The sequence below is a fragment of the Enterobacter sp. DVT3837 genome, assembly GCF_056238685.1.
In genome coordinates this window covers 760,812-786,032 of record NZ_JBWDLA010000002.1, presented here as the reverse complement: position 1 = coordinate 786,032, position 25,221 = coordinate 760,812, and the positions used below count along the sequence as shown (strand labels likewise).

Annotated in this window: 23 protein-coding genes and 1 pseudogene; 10 read left to right on the top strand and 14 right to left on the bottom strand. The window is 50.4% G+C overall.

Going from position 1 to position 25,221, the window contains the following annotated elements:
• Nucleotides 1-47 precede the first annotated feature (47 nt).
• Together AC0XWG_RS18670 and AC0XWG_RS18665 are read left to right on the top strand one after the other, a co-directional pair.
• On the top strand, nt 48-899 hold the full coding sequence (locus AC0XWG_RS18670; protein ID WP_475680906.1) for an aldo/keto reductase: 852 nt from the start codon (nt 48-50) through the stop codon (nt 897-899).
• Between the two features lie 26 nt (nt 900-925).
• A complete protein-coding gene (locus AC0XWG_RS18665) occupies nt 926-1,915 on the top strand; it encodes an aldo/keto reductase (RefSeq protein WP_475680905.1) in 990 nt (329 codons plus the stop codon).
• A 34-nt stretch (nt 1,916-1,949) separates the two neighbouring features.
• On the opposite strand, the gene AC0XWG_RS18660 is transcribed toward AC0XWG_RS18665, so the two are convergent.
• Nucleotides 1,950-2,843 carry a LysR family transcriptional regulator gene (locus AC0XWG_RS18660; RefSeq protein WP_128347704.1) on the bottom strand — a complete coding sequence of 298 codons (894 nt, stop codon included), beginning with the start codon at nt 2,841-2,843 and terminating at the stop codon, nt 1,950-1,952.
• A 148-nt stretch (nt 2,844-2,991) separates the two neighbouring features.
• On the opposite strand from AC0XWG_RS18660, the gene AC0XWG_RS18655 reads away from it, so the two are divergent.
• From AC0XWG_RS18655 to AC0XWG_RS18645, 3 genes are all read left to right on the top strand, one after another.
• Nucleotides 2,992-3,783 (top strand): SDR family oxidoreductase, encoded by a 792-nt coding sequence (locus AC0XWG_RS18655; protein WP_128347703.1) that lies wholly within the window; start codon nt 2,992-2,994, stop codon nt 3,781-3,783.
• A 123-nt stretch (nt 3,784-3,906) separates the two neighbouring features.
• Nucleotides 3,907-4,158 (top strand): YdgH/BhsA/McbA family protein, encoded by a 252-nt coding sequence (locus AC0XWG_RS18650; protein WP_475680904.1) that lies wholly within the window; start codon nt 3,907-3,909, stop codon nt 4,156-4,158.
• A 56-nt stretch (nt 4,159-4,214) separates the two neighbouring features.
• Nucleotides 4,215-4,616: a helix-turn-helix domain-containing protein gene (locus AC0XWG_RS18645; RefSeq protein ID WP_475680903.1), complete on the top strand. Its 402-nt coding sequence runs from the start codon at nt 4,215-4,217 to the stop codon at nt 4,614-4,616.
• 301 nt (nt 4,617-4,917) lie between these two features.
• Here AC0XWG_RS18645 and AC0XWG_RS18640 read toward each other — a convergent pair whose 3' ends face one another.
• Genes AC0XWG_RS18640 through AC0XWG_RS18630 form a run of 3 tightly spaced genes read right to left on the bottom strand, consistent with a single transcriptional unit; the run spans nt 4,918 to nt 7,323 of the window.
• Nucleotides 4,918-5,580 carry a hypothetical protein gene (locus AC0XWG_RS18640; RefSeq protein WP_475680902.1) on the bottom strand — a complete coding sequence of 221 codons (663 nt, stop codon included), beginning with the start codon at nt 5,578-5,580 and terminating at the stop codon, nt 4,918-4,920.
• Entirely contained in the window at nt 5,573-6,541 is a 969-nt protein-coding gene (locus AC0XWG_RS18635) for an IS5 family transposase (protein ID WP_000654811.1), read from the bottom strand. The genes AC0XWG_RS18640 and AC0XWG_RS18635 overlap by 8 nt, the downstream gene beginning before the upstream one ends.
• Nucleotides 6,542-6,558: 17 nt before the next feature.
• A complete protein-coding gene (locus tag AC0XWG_RS18630; protein WP_475680901.1) occupies nt 6,559-7,323 on the bottom strand; it encodes an MBL fold metallo-hydrolase in 765 nt (254 codons plus the stop codon).
• A 191-nt stretch (nt 7,324-7,514) separates the two neighbouring features.
• Here AC0XWG_RS18630 and AC0XWG_RS18625 point away from each other — a divergent pair.
• Both AC0XWG_RS18625 and silE read left to right on the top strand, forming a co-directional pair.
• Nucleotides 7,515-7,709 (top strand): annotated as a pseudogene (locus AC0XWG_RS18625) (transposase); the annotation flags it as partial.
• A gap of 344 nt (nt 7,710-8,053) precedes the next feature.
• Nucleotides 8,054-8,485 carry a silver-binding protein SilE gene (gene silE, locus AC0XWG_RS18620; protein ID WP_475680900.1) on the top strand — a complete coding sequence of 144 codons (432 nt, stop codon included), beginning with the start codon at nt 8,054-8,056 and terminating at the stop codon, nt 8,483-8,485.
• A gap of 139 nt (nt 8,486-8,624) precedes the next feature.
• Here the strand turns inward: silE and AC0XWG_RS18615 are convergent, their stop codons facing one another.
• From AC0XWG_RS18615 to AC0XWG_RS18575, 9 genes are all read right to left on the bottom strand, one after another.
• Entirely contained in the window at nt 8,625-9,716 is a 1,092-nt protein-coding gene (locus AC0XWG_RS18615) for an HBL/NHE enterotoxin family protein (protein ID WP_028018978.1), read from the bottom strand.
• A 35-nt stretch (nt 9,717-9,751) separates the two neighbouring features.
• The gene (locus AC0XWG_RS18610) at nt 9,752-10,639 is read right to left on the bottom strand and encodes an HBL/NHE enterotoxin family protein (RefSeq protein ID WP_128347700.1); all 888 of its coding nucleotides are present in this window, start codon (nt 10,637-10,639) and stop codon (nt 9,752-9,754) included.
• A gap of 111 nt (nt 10,640-10,750) precedes the next feature.
• Entirely contained in the window at nt 10,751-11,893 is a 1,143-nt protein-coding gene (locus tag AC0XWG_RS18605) for an HBL/NHE enterotoxin family protein (protein WP_028018976.1), read from the bottom strand.
• 156 nt (nt 11,894-12,049) lie between these two features.
• The gene (locus tag AC0XWG_RS18600) at nt 12,050-12,319 is read right to left on the bottom strand and encodes a hypothetical protein (RefSeq protein WP_024908520.1); all 270 of its coding nucleotides are present in this window, start codon (nt 12,317-12,319) and stop codon (nt 12,050-12,052) included.
• A 589-nt stretch (nt 12,320-12,908) separates the two neighbouring features.
• On the bottom strand, nt 12,909-14,213 hold the full coding sequence (yjjJ, locus tag AC0XWG_RS18595; protein ID WP_028018975.1) for a type II toxin-antitoxin system HipA family toxin YjjJ: 1,305 nt from the start codon (nt 14,211-14,213) through the stop codon (nt 12,909-12,911).
• A 44-nt stretch (nt 14,214-14,257) separates the two neighbouring features.
• Complete coding sequence (gene silA / locus AC0XWG_RS18590; protein ID WP_128347698.1) at nt 14,258-17,434, bottom strand: Cu(+)/Ag(+) efflux RND transporter permease subunit SilA; 3,177 nt, start codon at nt 17,432-17,434, stop codon at nt 14,258-14,260.
• Nucleotides 17,435-17,444: 10 nt separating this feature from the next.
• Entirely contained in the window at nt 17,445-18,695 is a 1,251-nt protein-coding gene (locus tag AC0XWG_RS18585; RefSeq protein WP_128347697.1) for an efflux RND transporter periplasmic adaptor subunit, read from the bottom strand.
• Between the two features lie 11 nt (nt 18,696-18,706).
• Complete coding sequence (gene cusF, locus AC0XWG_RS18580; RefSeq protein WP_128347696.1) at nt 18,707-19,048, bottom strand: cation efflux system protein CusF; 342 nt, start codon at nt 19,046-19,048, stop codon at nt 18,707-18,709.
• A 28-nt stretch (nt 19,049-19,076) separates the two neighbouring features.
• Complete coding sequence (locus tag AC0XWG_RS18575) at nt 19,077-20,462, bottom strand: efflux transporter outer membrane subunit (RefSeq protein ID WP_028018971.1); 1,386 nt, start codon at nt 20,460-20,462, stop codon at nt 19,077-19,079.
• A 162-nt stretch (nt 20,463-20,624) separates the two neighbouring features.
• On the opposite strand from AC0XWG_RS18575, the gene AC0XWG_RS18570 reads away from it, so the two are divergent.
• Both AC0XWG_RS18570 and AC0XWG_RS18565 read left to right on the top strand, forming a co-directional pair.
• Nucleotides 20,625-21,308 (top strand): copper/silver response regulator transcription factor, encoded by a 684-nt coding sequence (locus tag AC0XWG_RS18570; RefSeq protein ID WP_128347695.1) that lies wholly within the window; start codon nt 20,625-20,627, stop codon nt 21,306-21,308.
• On the top strand, nt 21,298-22,752 hold the full coding sequence (locus tag AC0XWG_RS18565) for a Cu(+)/Ag(+) sensor histidine kinase (RefSeq protein WP_475680899.1): 1,455 nt from the start codon (nt 21,298-21,300) through the stop codon (nt 22,750-22,752). The genes AC0XWG_RS18570 and AC0XWG_RS18565 overlap by 11 nt, the downstream gene beginning before the upstream one ends.
• 4 nt (nt 22,753-22,756) lie before the next feature.
• Here the strand turns inward: AC0XWG_RS18565 and AC0XWG_RS18560 are convergent, their stop codons facing one another.
• Complete coding sequence (locus AC0XWG_RS18560; protein ID WP_128347693.1) at nt 22,757-23,662, bottom strand: LysR family transcriptional regulator; 906 nt, start codon at nt 23,660-23,662, stop codon at nt 22,757-22,759.
• A gap of 117 nt (nt 23,663-23,779) precedes the next feature.
• Between AC0XWG_RS18560 and AC0XWG_RS18555 the strand changes: the two genes are divergently transcribed.
• On the top strand, nt 23,780-25,195 hold the full coding sequence (locus AC0XWG_RS18555) for an MFS transporter (RefSeq protein WP_128347692.1): 1,416 nt from the start codon (nt 23,780-23,782) through the stop codon (nt 25,193-25,195).
• Nucleotides 25,196-25,221: the final 26 nt, after the last annotated feature.

Below are 25,221 nucleotides of genomic sequence, written 5' to 3'. Positions count from 1 at the left end.
TCACTTTGCGTTATGCTTTTCCTACACAACAGCTGAAGGATAACGTCATGCAAACTGTAAAACTGAACAACGGTATTGAAATGCCCCTACTGGGCTTTGGTGTGTTTCAGATGTCTGATGCCGCTGAATGCGAAAGAGCCGTTATTGATGCGATCGATACGGGATACCGCCTGATCGATACCGCAGCGTCTTACCAGAATGAAACCCAGGTCGGGAACGCTCTGAAACAGAGCGGTATCGCGCGTAACGAACTTTTTGTAACGACCAAACTGTGGCTACAGGATACCAATTACGAAGGCGCTAAAGCCCAGTTCGAACGCTCCCTGAATCGGCTGCAACTTGATTACGTCGACCTGTATCTGATTCACCAGCCTTACGGCGATGTCCATGGAGCCTGGCGTGCCATGGAAGAACTGCATCAGGCAGGAAAAATTCGCGCCATTGGCGTCAGCAATTTCCATCCTGACAGACTGGCCGACCTTATCGCATTCAACAAAGTGGTCCCTGCGGTAAACCAGATTGAAGTTAACCCCTTCAACCAGCAGCTGCATGCTGTTCCGTGGAATCAAAGCCATGGCATTCAGCCGGAAGCCTGGGCACCGTTTGCTGAGGGTAAAAATGGCCTGTTCCAGCATCCCGTGTTAACGGCGATTGGCCAGAAGTACGGCAAAAGCGTGGGCCAGATTGTGCTGCGTTGGATCTTCCAGCGAGGTATCGTTTCGCTGGCGAAATCGGTGCGCAAAGAACGCATGGAAGAGAACATCAACATTCTCGATTTTGAACTCAGTTCTGAAGATATGCTGCAGATTTCCGCCCTCGACACCGCAACCAGCGCCTTCTTCTCTCACCGCGACCCGGCGATGGTGGAATGGCTGACTGGCCGCAAACTTGATGTTTAAGTCGCGATAAAAGAGGTATTCATTCAATGCAAAAACGTTATCTGGGTAAATCCCGACTCGAAGTCTCCGCGCTTGGGCTCGGCTGCATGGGCTTAAGCCACGGCTATGGTCCGGCGACCGATACTCGTCAGGCTATCGAGCTCATTCGCGCAGCGGTTGAACGTGGCGTCACCTTCTTCGATACCGCTGAAGTGTATGGCCCCTTCCTTAATGAAGAGGTTGTCGGCGAAGCCTTAAAACCATTTCGTGACCGCGTGGTCATCGCCACCAAGTTTGGTTTTACTTTTGGCGACGACAACAAGCAGCAGATTTTAAACAGCCGTCCGGAGCATATCCGTGAAGCGGTGGAAGGATCTTTACGCCGTCTTAACACTGATGTCATTGACCTGCTGTATCAACACCGTGTCGACCCGGATGTCCCGATTGAAGATGTTGCGGGAACAGTGAAGGACCTGATCGCTGAAGGCAAAGTTAAACATTTCGGTCTGTCCGAAGCGGGTGCGCAAACCATTCGTCGTGCGCATGCTGTACAACCTGTCACGGCCCTACAAAGCGAATACTCAATGTGGTGGCGCGAGCCTGAGCAGGAGATCCTGCCGTTACTGGAGGAACTTGGTATTGGTTTTGTACCCTTCAGCCCATTAGGCAAAGGATTCCTGACGGGATCGATTAAGCTAGGAACCACTTTTGGCAAGGATGATTACCGCAGCACCGTGCCGCGTTTCGCCGGGCAGGCGATTGAAGCCAATGAAAAGCTGGTCTCATTGCTGGGTGAACTGGCGGCAGAGAAAGGCGTGACGTCTGCACAAATCGCGCTGGCATGGCTGCTGGCACAAAAGCCGTGGATTGTTCCTATCCCTGGTACCACCAAACTGCATCGACTGGAAGAAAACCTTGGGGCTGCCGACATCATTCTTTCACAGGATGACTCACGGCAGATAACACAGGCGCTTGAAACGATTAAAATCGTCGGCGAACGTTACTCCCCTGAACATCAGGCCCGCGTGGGCCGTTAATACCCGGACGGGTCCGCTAAGATTGGCGGACCCGTTATTCCTGGTAGCGAAGTGCATCGATCATCAGCGCAAAAGCGGGCGGATGCTGCTTACGGCTCGGGTAGTAAAGATAATATCCGGGGAAAGACGGACACCAGTCCTGCAGAACCTGAATAAGCTCTCCTGACTTTATATAATCCTGCACCCTGTCTTCAGGTATACAGGCAATGCCAAAACCGGATAACGCCGCATCAATCCTTTCTGCCTGCAGATTAAACGTGACCTGCCCTTCCACTCTGACCCGTAACGGTTTCCCATCCTTCTCAAACTCCCAGTGGTAAAGCCCACCGGCTGTCGGAAGGCGCATATTGATACACCGATGATTTTGTAGCTCGTGCGGCGTTTCTGGTGCAGGGTTTGTAGAGAAATAAGACGGTGCTCCCACCACAGCCATTCTCATGTCCGGGCCAATTCTTACCGCTATCATGTCCTTATCCACGCTTTCGCCCAGACGGATCCCGGCATCAAAACGCTCCTCAACAATATCGACAAAGCCGTTATCAACCACCAGTTCGAGATTAATTTCCGGATATTCCCTGAGGAAGGGTTTTAGCTTCGGCCATACCAGACTTCGTGCGGCATGCTCCCCGGCTGATAAACGAATATTGCCAGAGGCGGTGCCGTTCAGCTGAACGAGCGATTCAAGTTCCTGTTCAAGATCGGCAATACGCGGTTCAAGGCAGGCAATAATTCGCTCACCGGCTTCTGTAGGGGCCACGCTTCGGGTCGTGCGGGTCAGAAGACGGATATTCAGCCTTTCCTCCAGCGCCTTCATCGCGTGGCTGAGAGCAGACTGAGAAACGCCCAGTTTGCCCGCAGCTTTGGTAAAACTTCGTTCCCTCGCCACCACAAGAAAGATTTGCAGTTCGTTGAAATTTTCTTTGAGCATCGGCGATTTCCTTATGGAGGCATTCCCTTCATCGCGTACTCATGAAGGGTGTTCATAGACACAATCATTTTAGCCCTATTACTGACAATAATGATAATTGATATTCTGACCGTATCAAAAATAAGTCTGAATTATCAGTAGGTTTATCATGAGAATACTCGTTGCAGGGGCGACTGGAAGTATTGGCCTTCATGTCGTCAACTCAGCAATCAAAATGGGCCATCAGCCTGTAGCGCTGGTCAGAAATAAGCGCAAAGTGAAATCGCTTCCTCCGGGAACGGATGTTTTTTACGGCGATGTTTCATTGTCTGAAACACTCACTGATTTGCCGAAAAATATTGATGCCATCATCTTCACGCTCGGTTCCGATGGCCAGGGGCGTATTGGTGCCAGGGCGATAGATTACGGCGGAGTGCGCAATATTTTACGAATATTCAGGGATACACCTGTTCGTATCGGCCTGATGACCACGATTGGCGTGACCGAACGACTCAGCACCTGGAATCAACGCACTGAGGTTCATGACTGGAAAAGACGTGCGGAGCGTCTGGTCAGGGCAAGTGGTCACCCCTATACCATCGTCAGGCCCGGCTGGTTTGATTACAACAATGATGATGAACACCGAATCGTTATGCTTCAGGGAGATCGTCGCCATGCAGGAACACCGGAAGATGGTGTGATATCCCGGGAGCAAATCGCCCTGGTTCTGGTCAGTGCCCTGACCCAAGACGAGGCAAAAAATAAAACGTTCGAGCTGGTGGCTGAACGAGGTGAAGCACAGCAGGATCTTACCCCACTGTTTGCAGATCTGCTGGCTGATGATCCACAAAAAATTGATGGGGTTCTGGACATAGACAATATGCCTCAGCGTGAAGAACCTGAGTGCATTATTAACGAGCAGAACCTGTATTCAAGAAAATTAACCAATCTACAACCCTGACAATTTTGTCATATAGCGGTCAGCCTCATGTCAGCTTAGGTCTGTATATTTGAATACACAGATGGAGGAAGTTACTCCTGATACAAGACCAGTTTCATGCATATTGTTAAAGAGGTACGAGATATGAAAGCAATACTTATTACTACATTGGTCATGGGATTTATTTCAGTGAATGCCGCATCTGCCGCTCAGGAAATTAACCACGCAGATGGGAAAGAAAAGATCGGTGTAGTCTCAGCCAGCAATGCCTATACGCTTGATGAATTATCGGATGCGCTCTCTCGTAAGGCAGATGAGCAAGGGGCAACGTCGTTCAAAATTCTGTCTACTACCGGGAATAACCGGCTGCACGGTGTTGCTGAAATCTATAATTAAATCATTAACATCCCGAACAAGATGTGTCACAACCCTCTTATAGTGAGCGTCGATTTATGTTCAGAACAGAAGACATCATCGATGAGATAACCCAATGGATTGATTCAAATTTACACAAACCGCTGAAGATAGAGGATGTTGCTACGCGTGCAGGATACTCTAAGTGGCATCTTCAGCGGATTTTTGTGCAGGTAAAAGAAGTTAACCTTGGAAAGTATATTAAAGATAAAAAGCTCAGACTTGCGGCGAAAGATCTTATTGAAACTAATGAACCAGTGATAAACATAGCCTATAAATATGGATTTGATTCACAACAGACTTTTACTCGGTTGTTCTCTAAAAAATACAAATTGCCACCATTAAAATATCGAAACACCGAAAGGATAAAAAACATGTACCTTTGCAGTCGATTCATGGCACAAAGCGGAAGAGCCAACAAAGCTGAAGGTCCGATGTGAGCGATATACGCCGTAAAGGAAGAGAAAGTGTCGTAACCCTTAATACGTTCAATAAGTTAGAGTCTGGCTAATCACCCGACTAGACGTAACCGTCCAACGCTAAAGAGTATTTAAAGCTTATCGCAATCGGTCATACTTAACAACTTGTCATGACCTACCCGTGATGGAGGCTAACTGACTGTTACTGCCGACTGCCTGACCAACAGTCGCGCAGACCAGGCTAATAACGGTGCTCACACCTATGTTTACGTACCGTTTTTACACAGTTGCCACGCACTCACCACCTGAATTCTTAGATGCCTTAACGCACCTGTTTGTAAAAATAGCCGAAGTTAACTGACGTTGACCGGTCTGCATGGAACACGCTGGCTCCGTGAGAAAGTAGATCATAAGTAACATCGGCATGAGGGTGGTGTTTCGTGCCCGTCGCGCACTGAACGAAATTAGCTGGCCTAAAATGCCGGGTATTCCCTGCAGTCCAGCAATGACAGGAACCATGATGCGGCACCTGAATGACTCCTAGCCTGTTCCAGCGGAAGGGACCGAAGTGACGTTGCATGTCATCAATGACATAGGGATTAAGATTAATATCTCCAGTCATCAGTATCGAGGGCTGGAAAGGGAACATGGCGTAGCGTGGAAAAAACCTGAACTGAGTCCTGCCAACGGGACCGGCATACATACACAATGAGATATTGTTTCTGGCTTTTGAGGAATGACCGAAATGTTTTTCGTAGCAGGCTTTTAGCCTGGCGCGCCAGTTAACAGGCATTGACCGAACATCGCCATCTAAACCAAGGGTTCCGATGAGGGTATCTATCTCTACTTTAACCTGCGTCAGCTCAATTCCTGATTTTTTGGCACAGGTTTTCCCGCCAATCACCTCTACAAGGTTAAGACCGGCTTTGTTGAATAAATAAGATTTCGTGCGAACGACCCTGTAGCTGGCTGGATTTTCAGGCAATACGCACGCTTTCTGGCATCCCAGCCTTTGTCATCCTGTTCAACGCACGCACCATGGCCATAGCTTCCGCTACCTGACCATCGTAGTCACGCAGCGTCAGTGAATCTCCCAACAACTGCTTCATTCTGTACATTGCCGTTTCCGCTATCGAGCGACGGTTATATTCCGTTGTCCATTTCCACCGTGCATTGCTTCCGCTCAGCCGCTGATTAGCAACGGCACGGTTGCGGTCTGCGTACTCACCGGGCCAGTAACCTGCTCCTTTTCGGGGAGGAATAAGCGCGCTGATTTTTTTGCGGCGCAGTTCATCGTGACAGAGCCGGGTATCGTAAGCCCCGTCTGCCGCGGCTGCCCTGATTTTTCTGTGAGTCTGCCGGATAAGGCCCGGGAAGGCTTCTGAGTCCGTGACGTTATTCAGCGACAGGTCTGCACAGACAACTTCATGTGTGTTGCTGTCAACAGCAAGATGCAACTTTCGCCAGATACGACGGCGCTCTTTGCCGTGCTTTCTGACTTTCCATTCGCCTTCACCAAAGACCTTCAGCCCGGTGGAATCAATCACCAGGTGTGCGATTTCACCCCGGGTGGACGTTTTGAAACTGACATTAACCGACTTTGCCCGCTTACTGACACTGGTGTAATCCGGGCAGCGCAACGGAACGTTCATCAGGGCAAAAATGGAATCAATAAAACCCTGCGCAGCCCGCAGGGTCAGCCGGAATACGCGTTTAATCACCAGAACGGTGGTGATGGCGAGATCAGAATAGCGCTGGGGCCTTCCTCGTGATGAAGGCGTTGCCGACTCATACCAGGCCTGAATCGCCTCATCATCCAGCCAGAAAGTGAGGGAGCCACGGTTGATGAGAGCTTTGTTGTAGGTGGACCAGTTGGTGATTCTGAACTTTTGCTTTGCCACGGAATGGTCTGTGTTGTCGGGAGGATGCGTGATCTGATCCTTCAACTCAGCAAAAGTTCGATTTATTCAACAAAGCCGTTAAGACCCTGCAGCGATTTTTCTGCGTTGTAAAACATAAACTCAAACGTGTTACAGGCATTTCGCAAGGGGTGATTTTGATGGATCCGCGTGACCGTTATTCCTGACTGATGCACAGGGCGCCCAATCTCCATAAATGCAGAATCGGCAGCATCGTAATCGAATTCAGAATCACTACCGCTATCATCCGTTGAAATCACGTCCTGATCTCTGTCGCTTTCAGGAATGGATCCTTCAACCCAGTCGGGATCATCCGGGAGAAAACTATCAGGCTCGGGTCCTGAATAGTCAGGCCCCCCGTTACCCTGAACCAGCACGATTTCGCCAATGCGGTTTTCCTTATTTTTCACTTCGATCCAGCGAGCCGGATTAAGCTGAAATAATGCAACGGATGGCGATGTGCCTTTTTGACCCATCACCGAAATTTCGCGGATACTTTGAACCCATTCGGTATAAGGAAGGACTAACTTTTTAACATAGTGTTTGTCCAGTAACGCTTCAAGCCCATTAACGTGGTCATCATCAAAATGGGAGATGACCAGCATATCAATATCTGTGCCCGCTGCACCAAACCACAAAGGCAAATAATCCACACTGTCACATATGGATTTTTCACTGGTCGAGCCACAATCATATACCCAGGTAAAATGCGATGAGGGTCCCGGCGCAGACATATCCCATGTAATTCTCCCTGTAAAAAGGGTACCGTTGCCTACTGGGTGGAAGGTTTGTGAAACGCCATAAACCATAATCGTTGCTCCTTCAACAAATGCCTGAATGCTGTTAAATTCAACAATTAAATGCTGTTTAATTCAACAATTATCGGCAGAAAGACTGTTTACTTTACACCCAATGTATAAATAGATTAAGTGACCTGCTCCCCGTTATTAACACACCCCGATGTTAGTAATGTCTTCATAAGCCACATGAGGACATCCCCATGAAGAAGCGTTTTTCCGACGAACAGATCATCAGTATTCTCCGCGAAGCACAAACCGTAGTTTCTGCCCGCGAGCTCTGCCGTAAGCACGCCATTTCAGATGCCACCTTTTACACCTGACGCAAGAAGTATGGCGGTATGGAGGTGCCCGAGGTTAAGCGGCTTAAATCTCTTGAAGAGGAGAACGCCTGCCTCCTCCCAACTACCTGATTGTTAGGTTGCTGTCCGGTGAGAATGACATTGCCCAGCCTATCGGTTTTCTGGCGAACATTTTCATATTCACCTCTGTAAACCCTGACATTCATGACAAAGATGTCATTAGCATGTCATGCAGCAAACAGAAGCCATTCGATATAATTAGTGCAACTTATCAGAAAGGCTGAATCACTTCATCAATACTCGGCGTCAGAGTATGCAAGGAAATAAATATCCAGCCCTCTCCCGGATAAATAAACACTGCCGAACCTGTTTCAGTTATGGAACTGAAAATATCGGTTGTACTTCCCCGGACATCACTAATTCAGAAATGGAGAGTTATCATGAAAAATATCGTATTAACATCTTTGCTGGGCTTTGGTTTAATTTCTTCGGCCTGGGCCACTGAAACCGTGGATATCCATGAGCGCGTCAACAATGTGCAAGCTCCTGCTCACCAGATGCAGTCTGCCGCAGCTCCTGTCAGGATCCAGGGTACTGTTCCTCGTATGACCGGTATGGACCAGCATGAACAGGCCATTATTGCTCATGAAACCATGACGAACGGATCGGCGGATGCGCACCAGAAAATGGTGGAAAGTCATCAGAAGATGATGGGAAATAACACTGTATCCATGACCGTCTCGTCAACGTCTTACGCAGCGATGGATGAGCATGAAAGAGCAGCGGTTGCCCATGAATTCATGAATAACGGTCAGTCCGGCCCACATGAGGCCATGGCAGAAGCGCACCGCCGCATGATCAATGCAGGCTGAATGCGATTGCATTCCCTGCTCTGTTTTGTACAACTCACCTTCAGCCAACAGCGCTGACGGTGTACCGCCTTCGGACGGAAACAAGCCTGTCTGCCCGGCGGTTACCGGGCAGCAGCAGCCAAATATTAATCTTCGCTTGTCATGCACTCGACTTCAGTTCATTTGCGGGAACAGTATTGAAAGGCAGCGGCCCTAACTGCATCACGCTTCCCGCCTGTTCACCTAGCTGTTGCCACTGGCGTTTCATCGCACTCAGCCTCAGTGCCAGATAACCCTTTGAACTCTGCTGCAGGTTGGTCAGCGTTTGCTGGTAGCTATCAGCAACGGTCTGCCATCCGTTGACCAGCAGCTTAGCGGAATCAATGGCAGACTGAGAAAGTCTTTCACTGGCCGTCAACTGGTTATAAACCGTGTCAAAAACAGCCACCTCCAGTTCAAGCCCGACGAGATTGGTCAACGTTGTGCTGTACTCTTTTTGCGCTTTGACGATATCGGCAGAGCTTATGGTCATCGCCAGCGTTCCGCCTGCGACCAGGGTAATACCCGCAGCCAGAAGCGTTTGCGTTGCCCCACCGGTTTCGATAATTGTTGTGGCCGCAATGACAATCATGCCGATCCCTATAATGTCGCTCACCGCTCCCGCCGAAATCTGCACAATATCTGCATCCATCTGTTTATTCAGATCGTTTAGCTTCTGCCGGAGTGCCGATATTTCCCCTTTATCACCGGTAATTTGCGTCTGCACGGTTTCTTTAGCCGCTTTAAATGTGCTCTGACTGCTGTTGATCCCATTCACATAAACCTGGACGTTATCGACAAACACTCCCGTGGAAGTGACGTTTTTCTGAGCAAGAGAAAGCAACTGTTGGATACCCTGCTGGATATAATGAAGCTGGCTTTTATCCCCCATGTCATATTTTTGTGCCGCCGGAAGAAGTGCATCGACATAAGCCCCCACCTGATTCGAAAAATTACGCACATTCACCAGCGAAGAGATGGCCGCCGGATTAATCGAAGATAACCATTCCTGCGCCTGATCGCGCGCAATAGCCTGCTGTGCAGGAAGATCGGGTAAAATATCTAAATGAATATTGGGTTGACATAATACAGTGCTCGCATAAGTCTGTTGAGCAATCGATGAAGCACCGATGCCCTGAATACCTGTCATTAAGGCATTGGTTGATGATGATTCAGTATCATTTTTCGCAGCTGCAATGGCTTGCATGATCATAATGAAAACCTCAAAGTCGTTAATTGGTTTTTGGCTTACTGCAATTGCTCAACGGTGCGCATCACTTCCTGCCAGTTCGCCTGTACGGTATTAACGGAGACTATAAGAAAATCCGCAGTCACCTGTTGTTGGGTGACCTCCGACAGGTCGGCCGTCACGGTTTGCCAACCATATTGAAGAGATTGTGTCAGGCCACACAAAATAGCGGTTCCTTTGGTCAATGCGTTCAATGCATCACTGGTGGCGCCGAGTTGTCCTATTTCCTGATAAAGCATCCCCGTTTCCTGTTGCGCCTGAGCAATCGCCTGCTCCGTGCTTTGCACATAGCCAGTTAATTCCATAATCGCGGCGCCAATCCCAAAAGTAAAAATGCCGATGATAATTTCCATCCTCTTTTTACTTTCAAGCTCAGCTTTCAGCGCATTCAGCTGAGCGTTAAGAGCCTCTAACCTTGCCCGATCGGCAGCTAATAACTGTTGCGCCCTTTGCTGATCGGCTAGCAAGTTCCTTGAGTCCGTCGTAATGTCATTATTAAAGGAAATAACAACCTCATTGAAATCATTCAGAGATGCAGATAGCGGCGTGCTGTCGGAGAGTAATTGCTTAATCTGCCCCTGAGCTTTTGTGAGATATTCCTGTCCGTCAGGCCCATTTAATTCAGAACGGATGTTGGCAACCGTAGAATCCAGCTCGTCTCCAAAATTGATAACCTCGGAATACAACGAATCCATTCTCACCACAATGTCAGACAGATAATAATTCGCATGATTGTGGACGGAGAGGATATTTCCATTCAGATCGGGGATCTGCGGATCGTTAATGGGCGGAAGCTGTTCTAATTGTTGTGCGACCTGCGTCATCTGTTGACGCACATTTTGTTGAGCCGTTAATGCCTGAGTAAAGCTGACTTTCAATGCTGGCATACTCTGAACCTTAGACACGGGTCACTTATTGGCATCATCGTGAAACGATGCGTCCGGTTTGTCTGTTAAAACAATCAGACCCTCACGGGCCTGATTGATGATTAATAAACGCTATGCAGCAGCCAGCCGTGCAAACGTCGCCGTTGGGTTAGGCAACAGGATCCCACTGCTGGTGACCGATGCGTTGCTGACCGGTAAAGAACCATAATCCAATAGCTTACGGGCGTGATTGCCAACATCATCCCAGTCCGCTTTCGCCGCATTGAGTTGCGCGATCAGGAAATAGCCTAAATCAGGGGTCGCGCTGGTCAGCGCCGACTGGAAGACAATAAAGTCCTGTTCAAGCGTCTGCCAACCTGCCAGTAAAGAACCCGCGGCCTGAACCGCAGCGGATGCCTGGCCCGAAAGATTCTGAACAATCGTATTCACGTTTTTGGTGGCAGAATACTGTTGTTGTAGTTTTGTTTTGGTTGTAATGGCCGTGCTGAGCGCGCTGGTTTGCTTGGCATAGTCAACTCCCCCGGCAATGGCAACACCAGCACCGGCCCCGACGACCACCAATCCACCGACAATCAGTGCGGTACTGACACCTGCGGTCGCAATTTCCGCCAGTGCCCCCACAGCAATCATTAATCCTCCTACCACTGCAGCGGTTGAACCCGCTGCAATCATAGTCAAGTCTTTACTCATGGCGGAATTAATAGCGTCGATCTGTTTCCCCAGTGCGGCAATTTGTCCGTCTTTACCGGCTAATGCCGCTTCTGCCGTAGTAAAATCACTGGCGAAATTGCGGGCATCTTCGGCAAGCGTGGTCTGGAAACCGCCCACTGAATTAACCACGTTATGCGTAGCGGTTTGTTTTTGAGCGACCAACGCCTGAAGTTGCTGAACACCCAGTTTAAAAGTATTAATTGATGCTGTGTCCGAAGGGTTTTGCTGTATTTTTACCGCCAGCTTAACCAAAGGATCATAATAGGAATCAAAATTGTTAGAGAAGCTCACAATATCCGTATTGGTTGAGATCATTTGCGGCTGTATGACATCACGCCAGGATGTGGCATGGTCTCTGGCCTTTGCCTGATGTTCCGGTAGATCGGGTAATATATCCGGCAGGGAGAGATCGGCCTGCGTTAAAATGGTGCCGACATAGTTTTGAATGATCACGGCTGCTGTGGTAGAGGCATCAGCGCTCGCTTTCATGTTATTACTGTTAATCGATGGATTGGTGCCAGCCTGTAGAATATGATTTAGCATTATTAAATACCCTTTCAGTTACTAAGAACGGAGTGAACTCTTTGAACTCGGTTAAATATAAAACACCAAGTTAATAAAAATCACTTATTTAAGAAAAGACCGTCAAAGTCTGGAATGCTTTCCTAAATCACGCATTGACACAATATTAATTAAAATTCAGATTCTGGTGATTCCGACAATATGTGGAGCGCCCTGCAAAGGCTGGAAGATTTCAACAATAGATTCCCACACCACTAATGCAGGCGGAATTGAAGCAAGGCATTTGAAGCGATAATTTGTCCCGGCCACTAACTGCGTTGAGACGGCCTGCGGCTCATACGTTACACCAACAAATCCCGCCATGGCTTCTTTAAATACCTGCCAATCTTTTTCGGTCAACGTATGATAAGCCGTCCAGCCACCAACAATAGTCTCTTGATTCGACATGATATTTCCTCGATATTAGTCATCCTACTCATTTGGCTTTTCGGAGTTCGCCCCATCTATTTTGAAATGGTTTCTGGGATCCATTTATTTCCATACAGATTTGTCAACAAAGCCCCCGCCAGCTTCAATCTGGCAGAAGCTGTTTGTGATATATTTTATATTTTAGCCAGTGCAATAACTGGCAATCAGAACGTTCTTAAATATGGGTGGTGTAATCACTTCCCGCAACTGACTTTAATAATACAGAATTTCATTTTGCCGCTCCATTAATCGCGCAATGTAATACACCACTTAATGACAAAAACAAAGCATAAATAACAAATATAAGATCTTAATCAAGAATAAAATCTCAAGTGCTTAATTATTATCAGGATAAATACCCCTCCATTCAGAAAAAGGTAAAAAAACGGTTTTGTTTTAAATTAACAATTAAGCAATCGTTAATTGTTAATTTATTTTTCTTAATCAAAACTTAATTGCATAAATATTTTATATTTTGATTTATCGACCTTTTTGTGGCTGGAATAAAAAACCCGCAAAGTCATCTGCGGGTTTTCAACTTCATAAGCTAAGGTCCGAATGCATTGCATTATCCCAGACGCGATATCCTTGGCCTCGCCTCGTCAAGATGTGCGCGTAACGCCGCCACGCATGGCGCAAAGCTGGCAGAAAAACGGTTGCAATCGCTGACCAAAGCATAAAAGCGCTCAGCCAGTTCAAGTGACTCATGCCAGATTTCTCCCGCAATCGCATCAAGGAGCATTGCCGGACGAAGTGTATTCACCATTCCGCCCCCCGACTTCGGCGCAAATCCCATGGGCAGCATGTCATAGGCAGGCGCAAGATGATAAGGACGCCCATGGGCGCTAATAAACGACAAATTCCCGTGGTGCATGTCGGTATTGCCGATCAACATGCCAAATGCCCAAAGCCGCGCCGTTCCTGCGATGGCATCAGGATGAACACATCCCTGCTTAACCAACTCGTTAACCAATACGGGCCAGGCCTCTCTTGCTCGGCCGACAAATTCCGCCTCCAGAGCCCGTAAAGAAAAAAGACCTTTACGGCCAAGTGGTCCTACACGATCAAACCGTGGGATTTCAAGGAAACGCTGTCCACCAAAATCAAATACCTCTGTTTCAACATCAAGCACTTTTAACGCAAGATGTTCTGCGAGTAGAAGATCTCGCCAGCGTTCGCTTATGGGGTTATCGTCGGGAGCCGTGAACTTCACGATGACATGACCACGTTCTGTATAGGTGCAAAATTTTGGTTGTTCACCGCCAGCTGATGACCCCGGGACCTCTCCGGAGCTAACGGCCAGAGCCAAAGACGGATATGCCGTTGCCCGCTCCACTGCAACAGGCTGCGGCATATCCACAAAATGGTTCCGCGCTTGCTCTCCTATTAATACGTTCCCTACCGCATCGTGCCCATGAGCCAGTAAAGCCCTGATAACATCGGAGTCTGTCCAGTTTTCAGGATTTGCCGGCAGGCCAAGTTCAGTTGAAAATCGAGATGCATACGCCCGGCCAAGATATCCCTGAGGCCGCATATCAAAGAGCCACCAGGGCAGCCCATCGCTATGAAGACAGATGTTATCCGCTTGCTCCATCACAAAACCATCGGGATAAACCGGTATGAGCTGCCCCAGCGGCTTGACCTTGCCCTCTTCGGTGATGCGGTAAATGGGGGCCGAACTGAACCCACGAAGCGCATCGCGTAGTACGTAATGAATAGATGGACCAGAGCCAATACGCACCACTTCATCACCAAGCGCTTTAATCGCTCTCGAAGCCGTAGGCTGACTAATTCCCATATTATCAGTAAGTTGCCTTACCGATATTGGGCCTTTCCTCAGCAACTGACGTAACGTTTCGGATCGATTTGTCATGGTGTTGAATCGCTTTATGAATAGGTTATTGAATAGCTAATTTATCAGCTATCCGTTCCCCTGTCATCTTCACGAAATGCGCTCGCTGTTTTGTGCCTCCGCATCCAAATCAATTTATACGCCGCAGGAATAATAAACAGCGATAACAGCGGAGCCGTGATCATTCCCCCAATCATTGGTGCTGCTATCCGGCTCATCACTTCTGACCCCGCACCGGTTCCCCAGAGAATAGGCAGTAAACCTGCAATGATCACCGCAACGGTCATCGCCTTCGGTCGAACACGCAGTACGGCACCATGATAAAGCGCTTCATCGAGCCCCTCTGCGGTAAATGTTTCCCGATGAGATAACTCCGGATGCGCTTCAATGGCATGTCGCAGATACATCAGCATGACCACACCAAACTCGGCTGCAACCCCGGCAAGAGCGATAAACCCGGTGCCTGTTGCCACAGACATATGGAAGCCCTGCCAATAGAGGAACCATATCCCCCCGACCAGGGCGAAAGGCAGACTCATCAGGATCAATAAGGCTTCATCTACGCGACGGAATGCCAGGTACAGCAGAATGAAGATGATCATCACCGTCATCGGCACCATCAGCTTCAGTTTCTTGTTCGCGTGCTCGAGCAGTTCAAACTGTCCGGAGAATGACACGCTGGTACCTGGCCGCAGCTTCACGTTCTGACTGATGGCCGTCTTAATGTCATTTACCACCGATACCATATCCCTGCCCCGCGCATCGATGTAAATCCAGCTGGCGGGCCGGGCATTCTCCGTTTTCAGCATCGTGGGGCCGGACACGACTTTAATATCAGCCACATCTCCCAGCGTGATCTGCTGTTTCATCGGCGTAAGGATCGGCATCTGTTTCAGCGCATTTGGGCTGTTCCGGTAGTCCTGGGGATAGCGGATATTTATTGGATAGCGGGCGACACCTTCCACCGTTTCACCCACCGTCGCCCCACCGATGGCCGAAGAGACGAACAGTTGCACATCGCCCACCGTCATCCCATAGCGGGAAGCTTTTTCACGGTCGATGTCCACATCAATATAGCGCCCCCCTTCCAGGCGTTCTGCCAGGGCAGAAACCACGCCCGGCACCGTTTTGGCTACTGCTTCAATGCTCTGCGCCGTGGCATCGATATCAGCCAGAACGGTACCGGACACCTTGATGCCAATGGGGCTTTTTATCCCGGTTGAGAGCATATCAATGCGGTTGCGGATAGGCGGGACCCAAAGATTTGCCAGGCCCGGCAAACGTACCGTTTTGTCCAGTTCGTCAATAATCTTGTCAATCGTCATGCCGGGCCGCCACTGATCTTCCGGTTTCAGCTGTATCGTGGTTTCTACCATTTCGAGCGGTGCGGAATCCGTTGCCGTTTCGGCTTTACCGGTTTTGCCAAAAACAGAGGCGACTTCAGGAACGGTTTTGATGAGTTTATCCGTGGTCTGCAGGATCGCGGCGGCTTCAGCCGGCGAAACGCCTGGCAATGTTGACGGCATATACAGCAGGTCCCCCTCATTGATCTTCGGCAGAAACTCACCGCCAACCTGGCTCAGTGGCCAGATAACCGTGAAGATGGATAACGCCGCGACCAGCAGAGTGGTTTTCGGCCAGTGAAGCACCCTAATCAGTAGCGGATGATAGGCCTTAATCAACAACCGGTTCAGTGGATTACGGGTCTCAGCAGGGATCTTCCCGCGTATCCAGAACCCCATCAGGATAGGAATCACGATGATAGCCAACGCGGCCGCACCCGCCATGGAATAGGTTTTTGTAAACGCCAGCGGACCAAACAACCGCCCTTCCTGCCCTTCAAGGGTAAAAATGGGGATGAACGATAAGGTGATGATCAGCAGACTAATAAACAGCGCAGGGCCCACTTCGACGGAGGCGTTAGTGATAACCTTCCAGCGCGTGGCGTTGTCAATCTGTTCCCCCGGATGCTGGTGATCCCACTCCTCCAGCCGTTTGTGCGCGTTTTCAATCATCACGATGGCCGCATCCACCATCGCGCCAACGGCAATAGCAATGCCTCCCAGCGACATGATATTGGCGTTCAGCCCCTGGAAGTGCATGACAATAAAGGCAATACACAGCCCAAGCGGCAGTGAGATAATCGCCACCAGCGCAGAGCGTACATGCCACAGAAACAGCGCACAGACGATGGCGACCACAATAAATTCTTCGAGGAGTTTAGAACTCAGGTTATCTATGGCCCGGTCAATTAACTGGCTGCGATCGTAAGTAGTCACAATTTCGACCCCTTCGGGCAAACTCGCCTTTAGCGTTTCCAGTTTATCTTTCACCGCCGTAATGACGTCGCGCGCATTTTTGCCCGAACGCAGGATCACGACGCCACCAGCGACCTCTCCCAGACCGTTAAACTCTGCTATCCCACGCCGCATTTCCGGGCCTGTTTGTACGCGGGCAACGTCACGCAGATAAACCGGGACCCCGTTTACACCGGTTTTCAGGACAATGTTATTGAAATCATCAATGGTCTGGAGATAACCGCTGGCGCGGACCATATACTCCGCCTCCGCGATTTCAACAGATGATCCCCCTGCTTCCTGATTAGACGATTCAAGCGCCTGCTTAACTTCCGGCAGGCTGATACCGTACTGGGCCAGTTTTAACGGATTGACCTGAATCTGATACTGCTTAACCACACCGCCCACGGACGCGACTTCAGCCACGTTCGGGATGGTTTTGAGTTCAAATTTCAGGAACCAGTCCTGCAATGAGCGCAGTTCTGAAAGATCGTGCTTTCCACTGTGGTCAACCAGAGCATATTCAAATATCCAGCCCACGCCCGTGGCATCAGGACCGATTTCAGAACTCACCCCCGCAGGCAGTTTGCCCTGAACCTGATTAAGGTATTCCAGAACGCGAGATCGGGCCCAGTACAGATCGGTGCCATCTTCAAAAATAACATATACATACGAGTCGCCGAACTGAGAAAATCCGCGCACGGTCTTTGCGCCTGGCACCGACAACATGGTAGTCGTAAGCGGATACGTGACCTGATTTTCAACAATCTGCGGGGCTTGGCCGGGATAGCTGGTTTTAATAATCACCTGAACGTCAGACAGGTCGGGCAAGGCGTCGACCGGGGTATTGATGATGGTCCAGGTACCCCACACGCTGAGGAACAGCGCCCCCATCATCACCAGGAAACGGTTGGCGACTGACCGCCGGATAATCCATTCAATCATCATCGTCTCCTTAATGACCTGAATGCGTGTCGTCAGTTTTTTCAGCACGGCGCATACGTTCCAGCGCACCGGTAATATTGGCCTCGGAGTCAATCAGGAACAGACCACTGACCACCACCGAATCCCCTTCGTTCAGTCCAGTATCAATAGCGGACTGCTGCTGAGATTCGTGCAGAACGTGGATCTTTTTGGGCACAAAACGACCATCAGCATCGACGGTAATCACACGCTGTTCTTTGCCGGTGTCTATCACGGCCTGGGACGGGATCAACAGCATTTCCGGGCTTTGGGTATTCAGTTTCAGAAACGCATTCATGCCCGGTTTCAGGAGCTCATCCTTGTTTGATACCTGTAATCGCACCTGCAATGTGCGGGTCGTTTGATCCACGCTGGGCAGAAGGTTCCATTTTTCGACCGGGAACGATTTATCCGGATAAGCGGGTACGGAAATATCAAACTGCGACGAGTTTTTCAGCAGATAAGCGATAGATTCAGGTACTGCAGCGCTGATCCAGACCGGATCCATTCCCTGAATTTGCGCGACCACTTTCTCTTTAGAAATATTCATACCGGTACGCAGGTCAAAAGCCGTGATCACGCCGTCAATCGGTGCCTTTATGGTAAACCGGGTCTGGATAGTCCGGGTTGCACGTAGCCTCTGAATGTCATCGTCCGGCATGCCGGCAAGCCGAAGCCGTTCCAGAACCCCCTTTATTTGCGTGGGTGTACCGCCGGTACCGGATAACAGCAGAAACTCACTCTGCGCCTCAACCCAGTCCGGTATGGTGATATCAATAAGTGGAGTGCCTTTCTTCACATGATCGCCAATTGTCAGGGGGTACACTTTCTCAACAAAGCCTTCCGAGCGTGCCTGAACAATGACGAATTGATATTCGTTATAACTGACGTTAGCCGGGATCGTCTGGGAGTAATTCAGTGCTCCACGGGTGACTTTTTGTGTTTTTAACCCCAGATTCTGGACCTGAGTCGGATCAATACGTATACCGACACTGCTTTTTTCGTTATTTTCATCCGCATATTTCGGCACCAGGTCCATATCCATAAACGGCGATTTACCGGGCTTATCGAATTTAACGTCTGGTTTCATCGGGTCATACCAGAAAAGCACCTTTCTTTCAGATGCGCTATTTTCTGTTTTTTCAGATGCATGAATTGTTTGCCATGCCGTCACGGATATCACTCCTCCAATCAGGAGACTGCTGATAATCATGGTGGCATATTTTATTTTGAAAGAGGTCATGCCAATCCTCTCTATTTAATGCTCTTAAGTAAAGAGATATTGCCCTGCTGAACAAATGAAAAATCAACATGACGGCCTGGTTTTAAGGCATTGATGCTCTCGTCAGCATTGGTAAAAGTGAAACGCATGGTCATTGCAGGCCAGCCGATTGCAGGTATAGCTTCGTGAGAAATCGTGATTTTTTTATTCGTGAGGTCAACGTCTTTCACGACACCCGTGGCGTTGATGATTTGCTCTGTGCCGGCATCACTGGCGACACTCATCTCCCCATGCTGATGAACTTCAGCCTGAAGGCTGGCGGAGAACATCACAGAGATCGCAGCGAATACAACGGCTTTAAGAGAATTACGCATTTTTATTTTCCTGTTTAATTAAATAAGTTTACTCAACCCAACCGCCACCCAGCGCGGTGAACAGATTAATTTCATTAACCTGCCGGGAATAGATAAGGTCGAGGATGTTTTGTTGCGTAGAGAAAAGCGAACGTTCCGCATCAAGCACATTCAAATAACTGACCGCGCCACTGGAATATAACCCTCGGGCACGCTGAAGCGTTATTTGCAGCGAATTAAGATAACGCTGCTGTGCATCAAGCTGCTGGTTGATGCTGTCTCGCAACGCGAGCGCGTCAGCAACCTGTTTGAAAGCGGACTGTATTTTCTGTTCATAATTAACAACGGACTGCTGCTGGCGAATTTCAGCCAGTTTCAGATTGGCTTTATTCCTGCCCGCATTAAAAATGGGGATCTCAATTTTAGGGATAAAATTCCACATCCCACTCCCTGGCGTAAAGAGGCTGGATAATTCCGTGCTGCTTGTCGAAAGACCACTGGTTAACGATATGGACGGGAAAAAGGCCGCACGTGCCGCGCCGATACTGGCATCAGCCGCTTTAAGCTGATACTCCGCTTCCATAATATCCGGACGCTGCAGCAGTATTTCTGATGACAGATGCGGCGGCAGTTTTACTGGTGCAATATCGCTGGCGTCCATCTCTTTTTCGGACGGGAGCGCGCGATAGGTTCCAAGAATCAGCTGCAGGGCATTGTTGGCCTGCGACAGTTCCCCTTCTCTTTTGGCAATTTCTGCCCGGGTACTTTCAATTTGCCCACGAGCTTGTTCAAGCGCCAGGACGTTCGTGCTGCCGGTCACCAGCTGTTGCTCAACGAACGCCAGGGACTGCTGGTAATTTTTCAGCGTATCCCGTGCAATACGCAGTTGTTTATACGCCAGTTGTTGGTTGAAATAGCTCTGCGACACATTCGAGACGAGCAAAATATGCACGGCGCGACGCGCCTCTTCACTGGCGAAATAATTTTGTCGGTCAGCCTCACTCATGTTTCTGAGCTTGCCGAAGAAATCGAGATCGTAGCTAAGCGCAATACCCGCGTCATACTGTTGTGTGCCAGGTTTGTCACCTTTCAGACCACCGCTGTAAGTGATACCAGACGATCCATTCAGCTGAGGATAACGATCTGCGTCGGTCACATTGAACTGTGTCCGGGCCTCCTCAACCTTCAGCGCGGCCATTTTTAAATCTCGATTGTTATTCAGGGCTACGGTAATCAACCCGGCGACCTGAGGATCAGCAAAAAAATGACGCCAGCCAGTGTCCTGATATCCCGTCACTGCGGGTGTGAGGCCGTTGCGTGAAAGCGAAAATTGCTGAGGTACTGGTGCCGCCGGTCGCTGGTAGTCAGGTGCCAACGAGACACAGCCTGCCAGAATAAATACCGTGCTGATGCTAAGTCGTTTTAACAGGAACATAACGGTTCAAATGAAGTCCAGAGTATTGTTAGGGCTACTCTACTGAACGCATCCTGTTTGACGGGTGACAGGATAATGACAATGTTGTCATTTTTACCCTAAGTCATTGTTAACGATCGCAGGCTCACTAGAATGTCATCAGCAGCCAGTCAGGGGAGCAAGATGAAAATATTGATCGTTGAAGATGAAATTAAAACCGGTGAATACCTCAGCAAGGGGCTCACTGAAGCAGGGTTTATTGTCGACCACGCTGACAATGGGCTGAATGGGTACCATCTCGCCATGACCGCCGAATATGATCTACTGATACTGGATATCATGCTTCCCGATGTGAACGGCTGGGATATTGTCCGCATGCTTCGTTCTGCCGGAAAAGGCATGCCGATACTGTTACTGACTGCCCTCGGCACGATCGAACACCGGGTTAAGGGGCTGGAGCTGGGGGCAGATGATTATCTGATAAAGCCATTTGCTTTTGCTGAGCTTCTCGCCCGGGTGAGAACGCTGCTAAGACGCGGAAATACGGTGATCACAGAAAGCCAGTTTCAGGTGGCGGACCTGGCGGTAGATCTCGTTTCAAGAAAAGTGAGCCGCGCCGGAAACCGTATTCTGTTGACCAGCAAAGAATTCAGCTTGCTGGAATTTTTCATGCGTCATCAGGGAGAAGTGCTCCCCCGCTCCCTGATAGCCTCCCAGGTTTGGGATATGAACTTTGACAGCGACACAAACGCGATTGACGTTGCGGTGAAACGACTGCGGGCGAAAATAGATAGCGATTATGAGCCTAAACTGATCCAGACGGTGCGCGGCGTGGGTTATATGCTGGAGGTCCCGGATGCGCAGTAAGCCCCTCAGGCGCCCTTTTTCTCTTGCTCTGCGGCTAACCTTTTTTATCAGCCTCTCCACGATCCTGGCCTTTTTCGCCTTTACCTGGTTTATGCTGCATTCCGTTGAAAAACACTTTGCCGAGCAGGATGTTAACGATCTGCAGCAAATCAGCACCGCGATGCAGCGCATCTTGCAGTCCCCGTCAGAACCCGATCAGAAGAAAGTCAGTAAAATCAAAGAGTCGATTGCCAGTTACCGCAACGTTGCCGTCCTGCTTCTTGATCCGCAGGGAAATGAACTGTTCAGCTCGGCACGAGGGGCGGCATTACGCCCGGCGATGAACTCGGCAGACTTTAGCATGCACCGTCGCGCACAGGACGTATTTCTCTGGTCGGTAGAGGAACCCGCCGGGTCAATGCACGCCGGGTCTGATATGAAAATGGAAACGTACCGGATTATCGCCTCTTCAGGAACAGCGACGCTGCAGGGAAAAACGCAGCGCTATGTCATGCTGATCGGGCTCTCCATTAATTTCCATCTGCACTACCTTGAGGCGCTGAAAAAAAATCTGTTTGCGATCGCCACGGCGATCGGCCTGCTGATTATTCTTATCGTTCGAATCGCGGTTCGCCAGGGACACCTGCCGCTGCGTAACGTCAGCAACGCCATTAAAAACATCACCTCTGAAAATCTGGACGCGCGACTGGAGCCCTCCCGCGTGCCTGTCGAACTGGAACAGCTGGTGATCTCATTCAACCATATGATTGAAAAGATTGAAGATGTCTTTACCCGCCAGGCCAACTTCTCTGCCGATATCGCGCACGAAATCAGAACGCCCATCACGAATCTGGTGACGCAAACCGAAATCGCGCTGAGCCAGAACCGTTCGCAAAAGGAGCTGGAAGATGTCCTGTACTCAAGCCTTGAAGAATACAACCGGATGACCAGAATGGTCAGCGATATGCTTTTCCTCGCCCAGGCGGATAATAACCAGCTCATTCCTGACAGGGTCATGTTCGACCTGAGCGCAGAGGTCGTTAAAGTGTTCGATTTCTTTGAGGCGTGGGCGGAAGAACGCAACGTATCGCTGAAATTCAACGGTATGCCCTGCCTGACGGAAGGCGATCCGCAGATGTTCCGAAGAGCAATTAGTAATCTGATCTCCAATGCGCTGCGCTATACCCCAGAAGGGAAAGCGGTCACCGTCTCGATCAGAGAACAGGAAAGCGATTTTGAACTGGTGATTGAAAACCCCGGAACCCCCATCCCGGAAGAACATCTGCCAAGGTTGTTTGATCGTTTTTATCGGGTTGATCCATCCAGACAACGTAAAGGTGAAGGGAGCGGCATTGGGCTTGCCATCGTCAAGTCCATCGTCACTGCGCATCACGGTAAAGTGCATGTGGAATCGGATACCGTATCGACTCGCTTCATCCTCACCGTACCGCGAAAAGGTGTATGAGTCGTCAGCGTACCGCCCGACACACGTCGCGAACCTTCTCTCTGAGCCACTGATGACCAGGGTCCCTTTCCATTCGCGGGTGCCACATCTGTGAGACCGTAATGGTTCGGGTCCTGAAGGGCAGTTCAAAGACGTGCGCATGCCCGGTCATCGGTTGATTCAGCAAATACAACGCCGGCACCATCGCGATCAGATCGGACGTCAGCGCGACGGATAATGCCGTCGGAAAACTGGGCACCACGCTGGCGACTTTACGTTTCATCCCTAATTCCGCCAGCGCCTCATCGACAAAACCGTGTAACGATCCGTCGGGCGAGGCGACCACATGCCCCCAGGAGACATAGTCATTCAGGCTCACTGTCGGGCGTGACGCCAGCGGATGCCCCTTGCGCACCGCGCCAACAAACCGATCCTGAAATAACCTTTGCAGACGGATTTCAGGCCCCATATTGCTCTGCACGCCAATTTCCAGGTCAACTAATCCCTCGCGAAGATAGCGCGACGTTTTCTCCGGTTTCGGGGTGAAACGGATACACACGTCAGGCGCGACGTCCGCCACGGCGGCAATTAGCAAGGGCCCAAACGCCACCACAAAACCGTCGTTGGCTCTGATGGTGAACAGCCGCGCCAGACTTTCCACCTTCAGTGTGTCGGCAGAGGGCTGCAGCACCGCCCTCGCCTCATGCACGGCGCTTCTGGCACGGTCCCGTGTGGCTTCGGCCCAGGGTGTCAGTACCATATGACGCCCGGCCCGCACCAGGATCGGATCGCCAGTCACCTCCCGAAGTCTGCTCAACGTACGGCTCATGGCGGAGGTACTCAGGTTTAAACGCCGCGCCGCGCCCGCCACACTGGCTTCAGCCAGCAGGATGTCGAGCGCAACAAGCAGATTAAAATCGGGATCGGACACGGTGGCTCCTCATATAAGGCGTTTAATGCAACCATAAGTTGCAGGTGCTGCGTCTTCCGCCCTGTATACCCCATGGTTATAGTTTCGTCATCAACATTCTTATCTGGAGTTACGGTGATGATGCTATTTTCAAATCAACCCGGCGATGAAGGGCTGCCGGGAGATGAACGCGCCCGGGTCATGGCTGCAGTGATGACCACCACGCTGATGGGCGTCTTTGATGGCACCATGATCAACATAGCGCTGCCCTCCATGGCGAATGCCATGCAGGTGTCCGCGAATGTCGCGGTCTGGTTTGCGAATGGTTATCTGTTGTCGGCGGCAATGACACTCGCCATTTTCGCTGCGCTGGCGGCTCGCATTGGCTATCGGCGGGTCTTTCTGGCCGGGCTTACCACCTTTACGCTCACCTCCCTCGGCTGTGCACTGGCGAAAACACCCGAGGTGTTGATCGGAATGCGTATATTGCAGGGTATCGGCGGTGCGGCCACCCTCAGTATAGCCCCGGCGATACTGCGTTCCGTGTTCCCCGGTCGACTGCTTGGCCGCATTCTGGGGTTACACGCTCTGCTTATCGCCTCCAGTACCGCGATTGCGCCCGTGCTGGGCGGCACGATACTGGACACACTGAGCTGGCAATGGTTGTTCGCCATTAACATTATTCCAGGAAGCATTGCCTTGCTGCTGGCCTGGAAGGCTTTACCGCGCAAAGCGGCTGTTGATAGTGCTCCCTTTGATACGATGGGGGCGGTGCTCTCTGCCGCACTGTTAGGTTCGACGATCATGACGGCCAATAGTTTTCAGCACGTGTTGCAAAGCGCTGGTCAGGAAAGCGTGACGTGGGCGCTTATCGCCATGGTCAGTGCCATCGCCTTTATCTGGCATATTCGCCGCAGCCGGGCGCCATTACTGCCCCCCGTCATGTTCAAAAATAGCCGCTTTACACTTGCCGCGTTGACCTCTCTGGCTTCATTTGTGAGTCAGGGCATCACGTTTGTCGCGCTGCCGTTCCTGTTTCAGAGCGTCTATGGCTACAGTCCGGTCGTTTCCGCCCTGCTTTTCACACCGTGGCCAATCGGTATCGTGCTGATTGCCCCGCATGCCGGGCGTTGGGCGGATACGCTTTCAGCACCGCTGATCTCGACCATCGGACTGATTATTTTTGTCGTCGGGTTGGTTCTGCTGGCGACGTTACCTTCCAGCCCTTCCGCATGGAATATCTGCCTGCGTAGCCTGGTTTGCGGTGTGGGGTTTGGTTGCTTCCAGAGCCCCAATAACCGGGAAATGCTCTCGAATGTGGCGCGGGAAAATGCCAGTTATGCGTCCGGGGTGTTGTCTATCGTCCGGACATTTGGTCAGTGTCTCGGCGCTGCCGTGGTAGGCGTTCTGCTGACCGTCGCCGCAGCACCCGAACATCAAACGCTTGATGAGCAAACGGTCCATCTGGCGCTGTGGATCGCCGTGATTGCCTCAACGGGATCGGTATTGTTTAGCCTGAGCAGGCTACGTCCCGCAGTTCGGGCCGCAGCCTAAACCTGGTGCAGCGCTTGACGGCGCTG

What these genes read in the sequence shown, in the direction of transcription:
- AC0XWG_RS18670 (WP_475680906.1), top strand. Translation starts at nt 48, where the DNA reads ATGCAAACTGTAAAACTGAACAACGGTATTGAAATGCCCCTACTGGGC.
- AC0XWG_RS18665 (WP_475680905.1), top strand. Translation starts at nt 926, where the DNA reads ATGCAAAAACGTTATCTGGGTAAATCCCGACTCGAAGTCTCCGCGCTT.
- AC0XWG_RS18660 (WP_128347704.1), bottom strand. Translation starts at nt 2,843, where the DNA reads ATGCTCAAAGAAAATTTCAACGAACTGCAAATCTTTCTTGTGGTGGCG.
- AC0XWG_RS18655 (WP_128347703.1), top strand. Translation starts at nt 2,992, where the DNA reads ATGAGAATACTCGTTGCAGGGGCGACTGGAAGTATTGGCCTTCATGTC.
- AC0XWG_RS18650 (WP_475680904.1), top strand. Translation starts at nt 3,907, where the DNA reads ATGAAAGCAATACTTATTACTACATTGGTCATGGGATTTATTTCAGTG.
- AC0XWG_RS18645 (WP_475680903.1), top strand. Translation starts at nt 4,215, where the DNA reads ATGTTCAGAACAGAAGACATCATCGATGAGATAACCCAATGGATTGAT.
- AC0XWG_RS18630 (WP_475680901.1), bottom strand. Translation starts at nt 7,323, where the DNA reads ATGGTTTATGGCGTTTCACAAACCTTCCACCCAGTAGGCAACGGTACC.
- silE (WP_475680900.1), top strand. Translation starts at nt 8,054, where the DNA reads ATGAAAAATATCGTATTAACATCTTTGCTGGGCTTTGGTTTAATTTCT.
- AC0XWG_RS18615 (WP_028018978.1), bottom strand. Translation starts at nt 9,716, where the DNA reads ATGATCATGCAAGCCATTGCAGCTGCGAAAAATGATACTGAATCATCA.
- AC0XWG_RS18610 (WP_128347700.1), bottom strand. Translation starts at nt 10,639, where the DNA reads ATGCCAGCATTGAAAGTCAGCTTTACTCAGGCATTAACGGCTCAACAA.
- AC0XWG_RS18605 (WP_028018976.1), bottom strand. Translation starts at nt 11,893, where the DNA reads ATGCTAAATCATATTCTACAGGCTGGCACCAATCCATCGATTAACAGT.
- AC0XWG_RS18600 (WP_024908520.1), bottom strand. Translation starts at nt 12,319, where the DNA reads ATGTCGAATCAAGAGACTATTGTTGGTGGCTGGACGGCTTATCATACG.
- yjjJ (WP_028018975.1), bottom strand. Translation starts at nt 14,213, where the DNA reads ATGACAAATCGATCCGAAACGTTACGTCAGTTGCTGAGGAAAGGCCCA.
- silA (WP_128347698.1), bottom strand. Translation starts at nt 17,434, where the DNA reads ATGATTGAATGGATTATCCGGCGGTCAGTCGCCAACCGTTTCCTGGTG.
- AC0XWG_RS18585 (WP_128347697.1), bottom strand. Translation starts at nt 18,695, where the DNA reads ATGACCTCTTTCAAAATAAAATATGCCACCATGATTATCAGCAGTCTC.
- cusF (WP_128347696.1), bottom strand. Translation starts at nt 19,048, where the DNA reads ATGCGTAATTCTCTTAAAGCCGTTGTATTCGCTGCGATCTCTGTGATG.
- AC0XWG_RS18575 (WP_028018971.1), bottom strand. Translation starts at nt 20,462, where the DNA reads ATGTTCCTGTTAAAACGACTTAGCATCAGCACGGTATTTATTCTGGCA.
- AC0XWG_RS18570 (WP_128347695.1), top strand. Translation starts at nt 20,625, where the DNA reads ATGAAAATATTGATCGTTGAAGATGAAATTAAAACCGGTGAATACCTC.
- AC0XWG_RS18565 (WP_475680899.1), top strand. Translation starts at nt 21,298, where the DNA reads ATGCGCAGTAAGCCCCTCAGGCGCCCTTTTTCTCTTGCTCTGCGGCTA.
- AC0XWG_RS18555 (WP_128347692.1), top strand. Translation starts at nt 23,780, where the DNA reads ATGATGCTATTTTCAAATCAACCCGGCGATGAAGGGCTGCCGGGAGAT.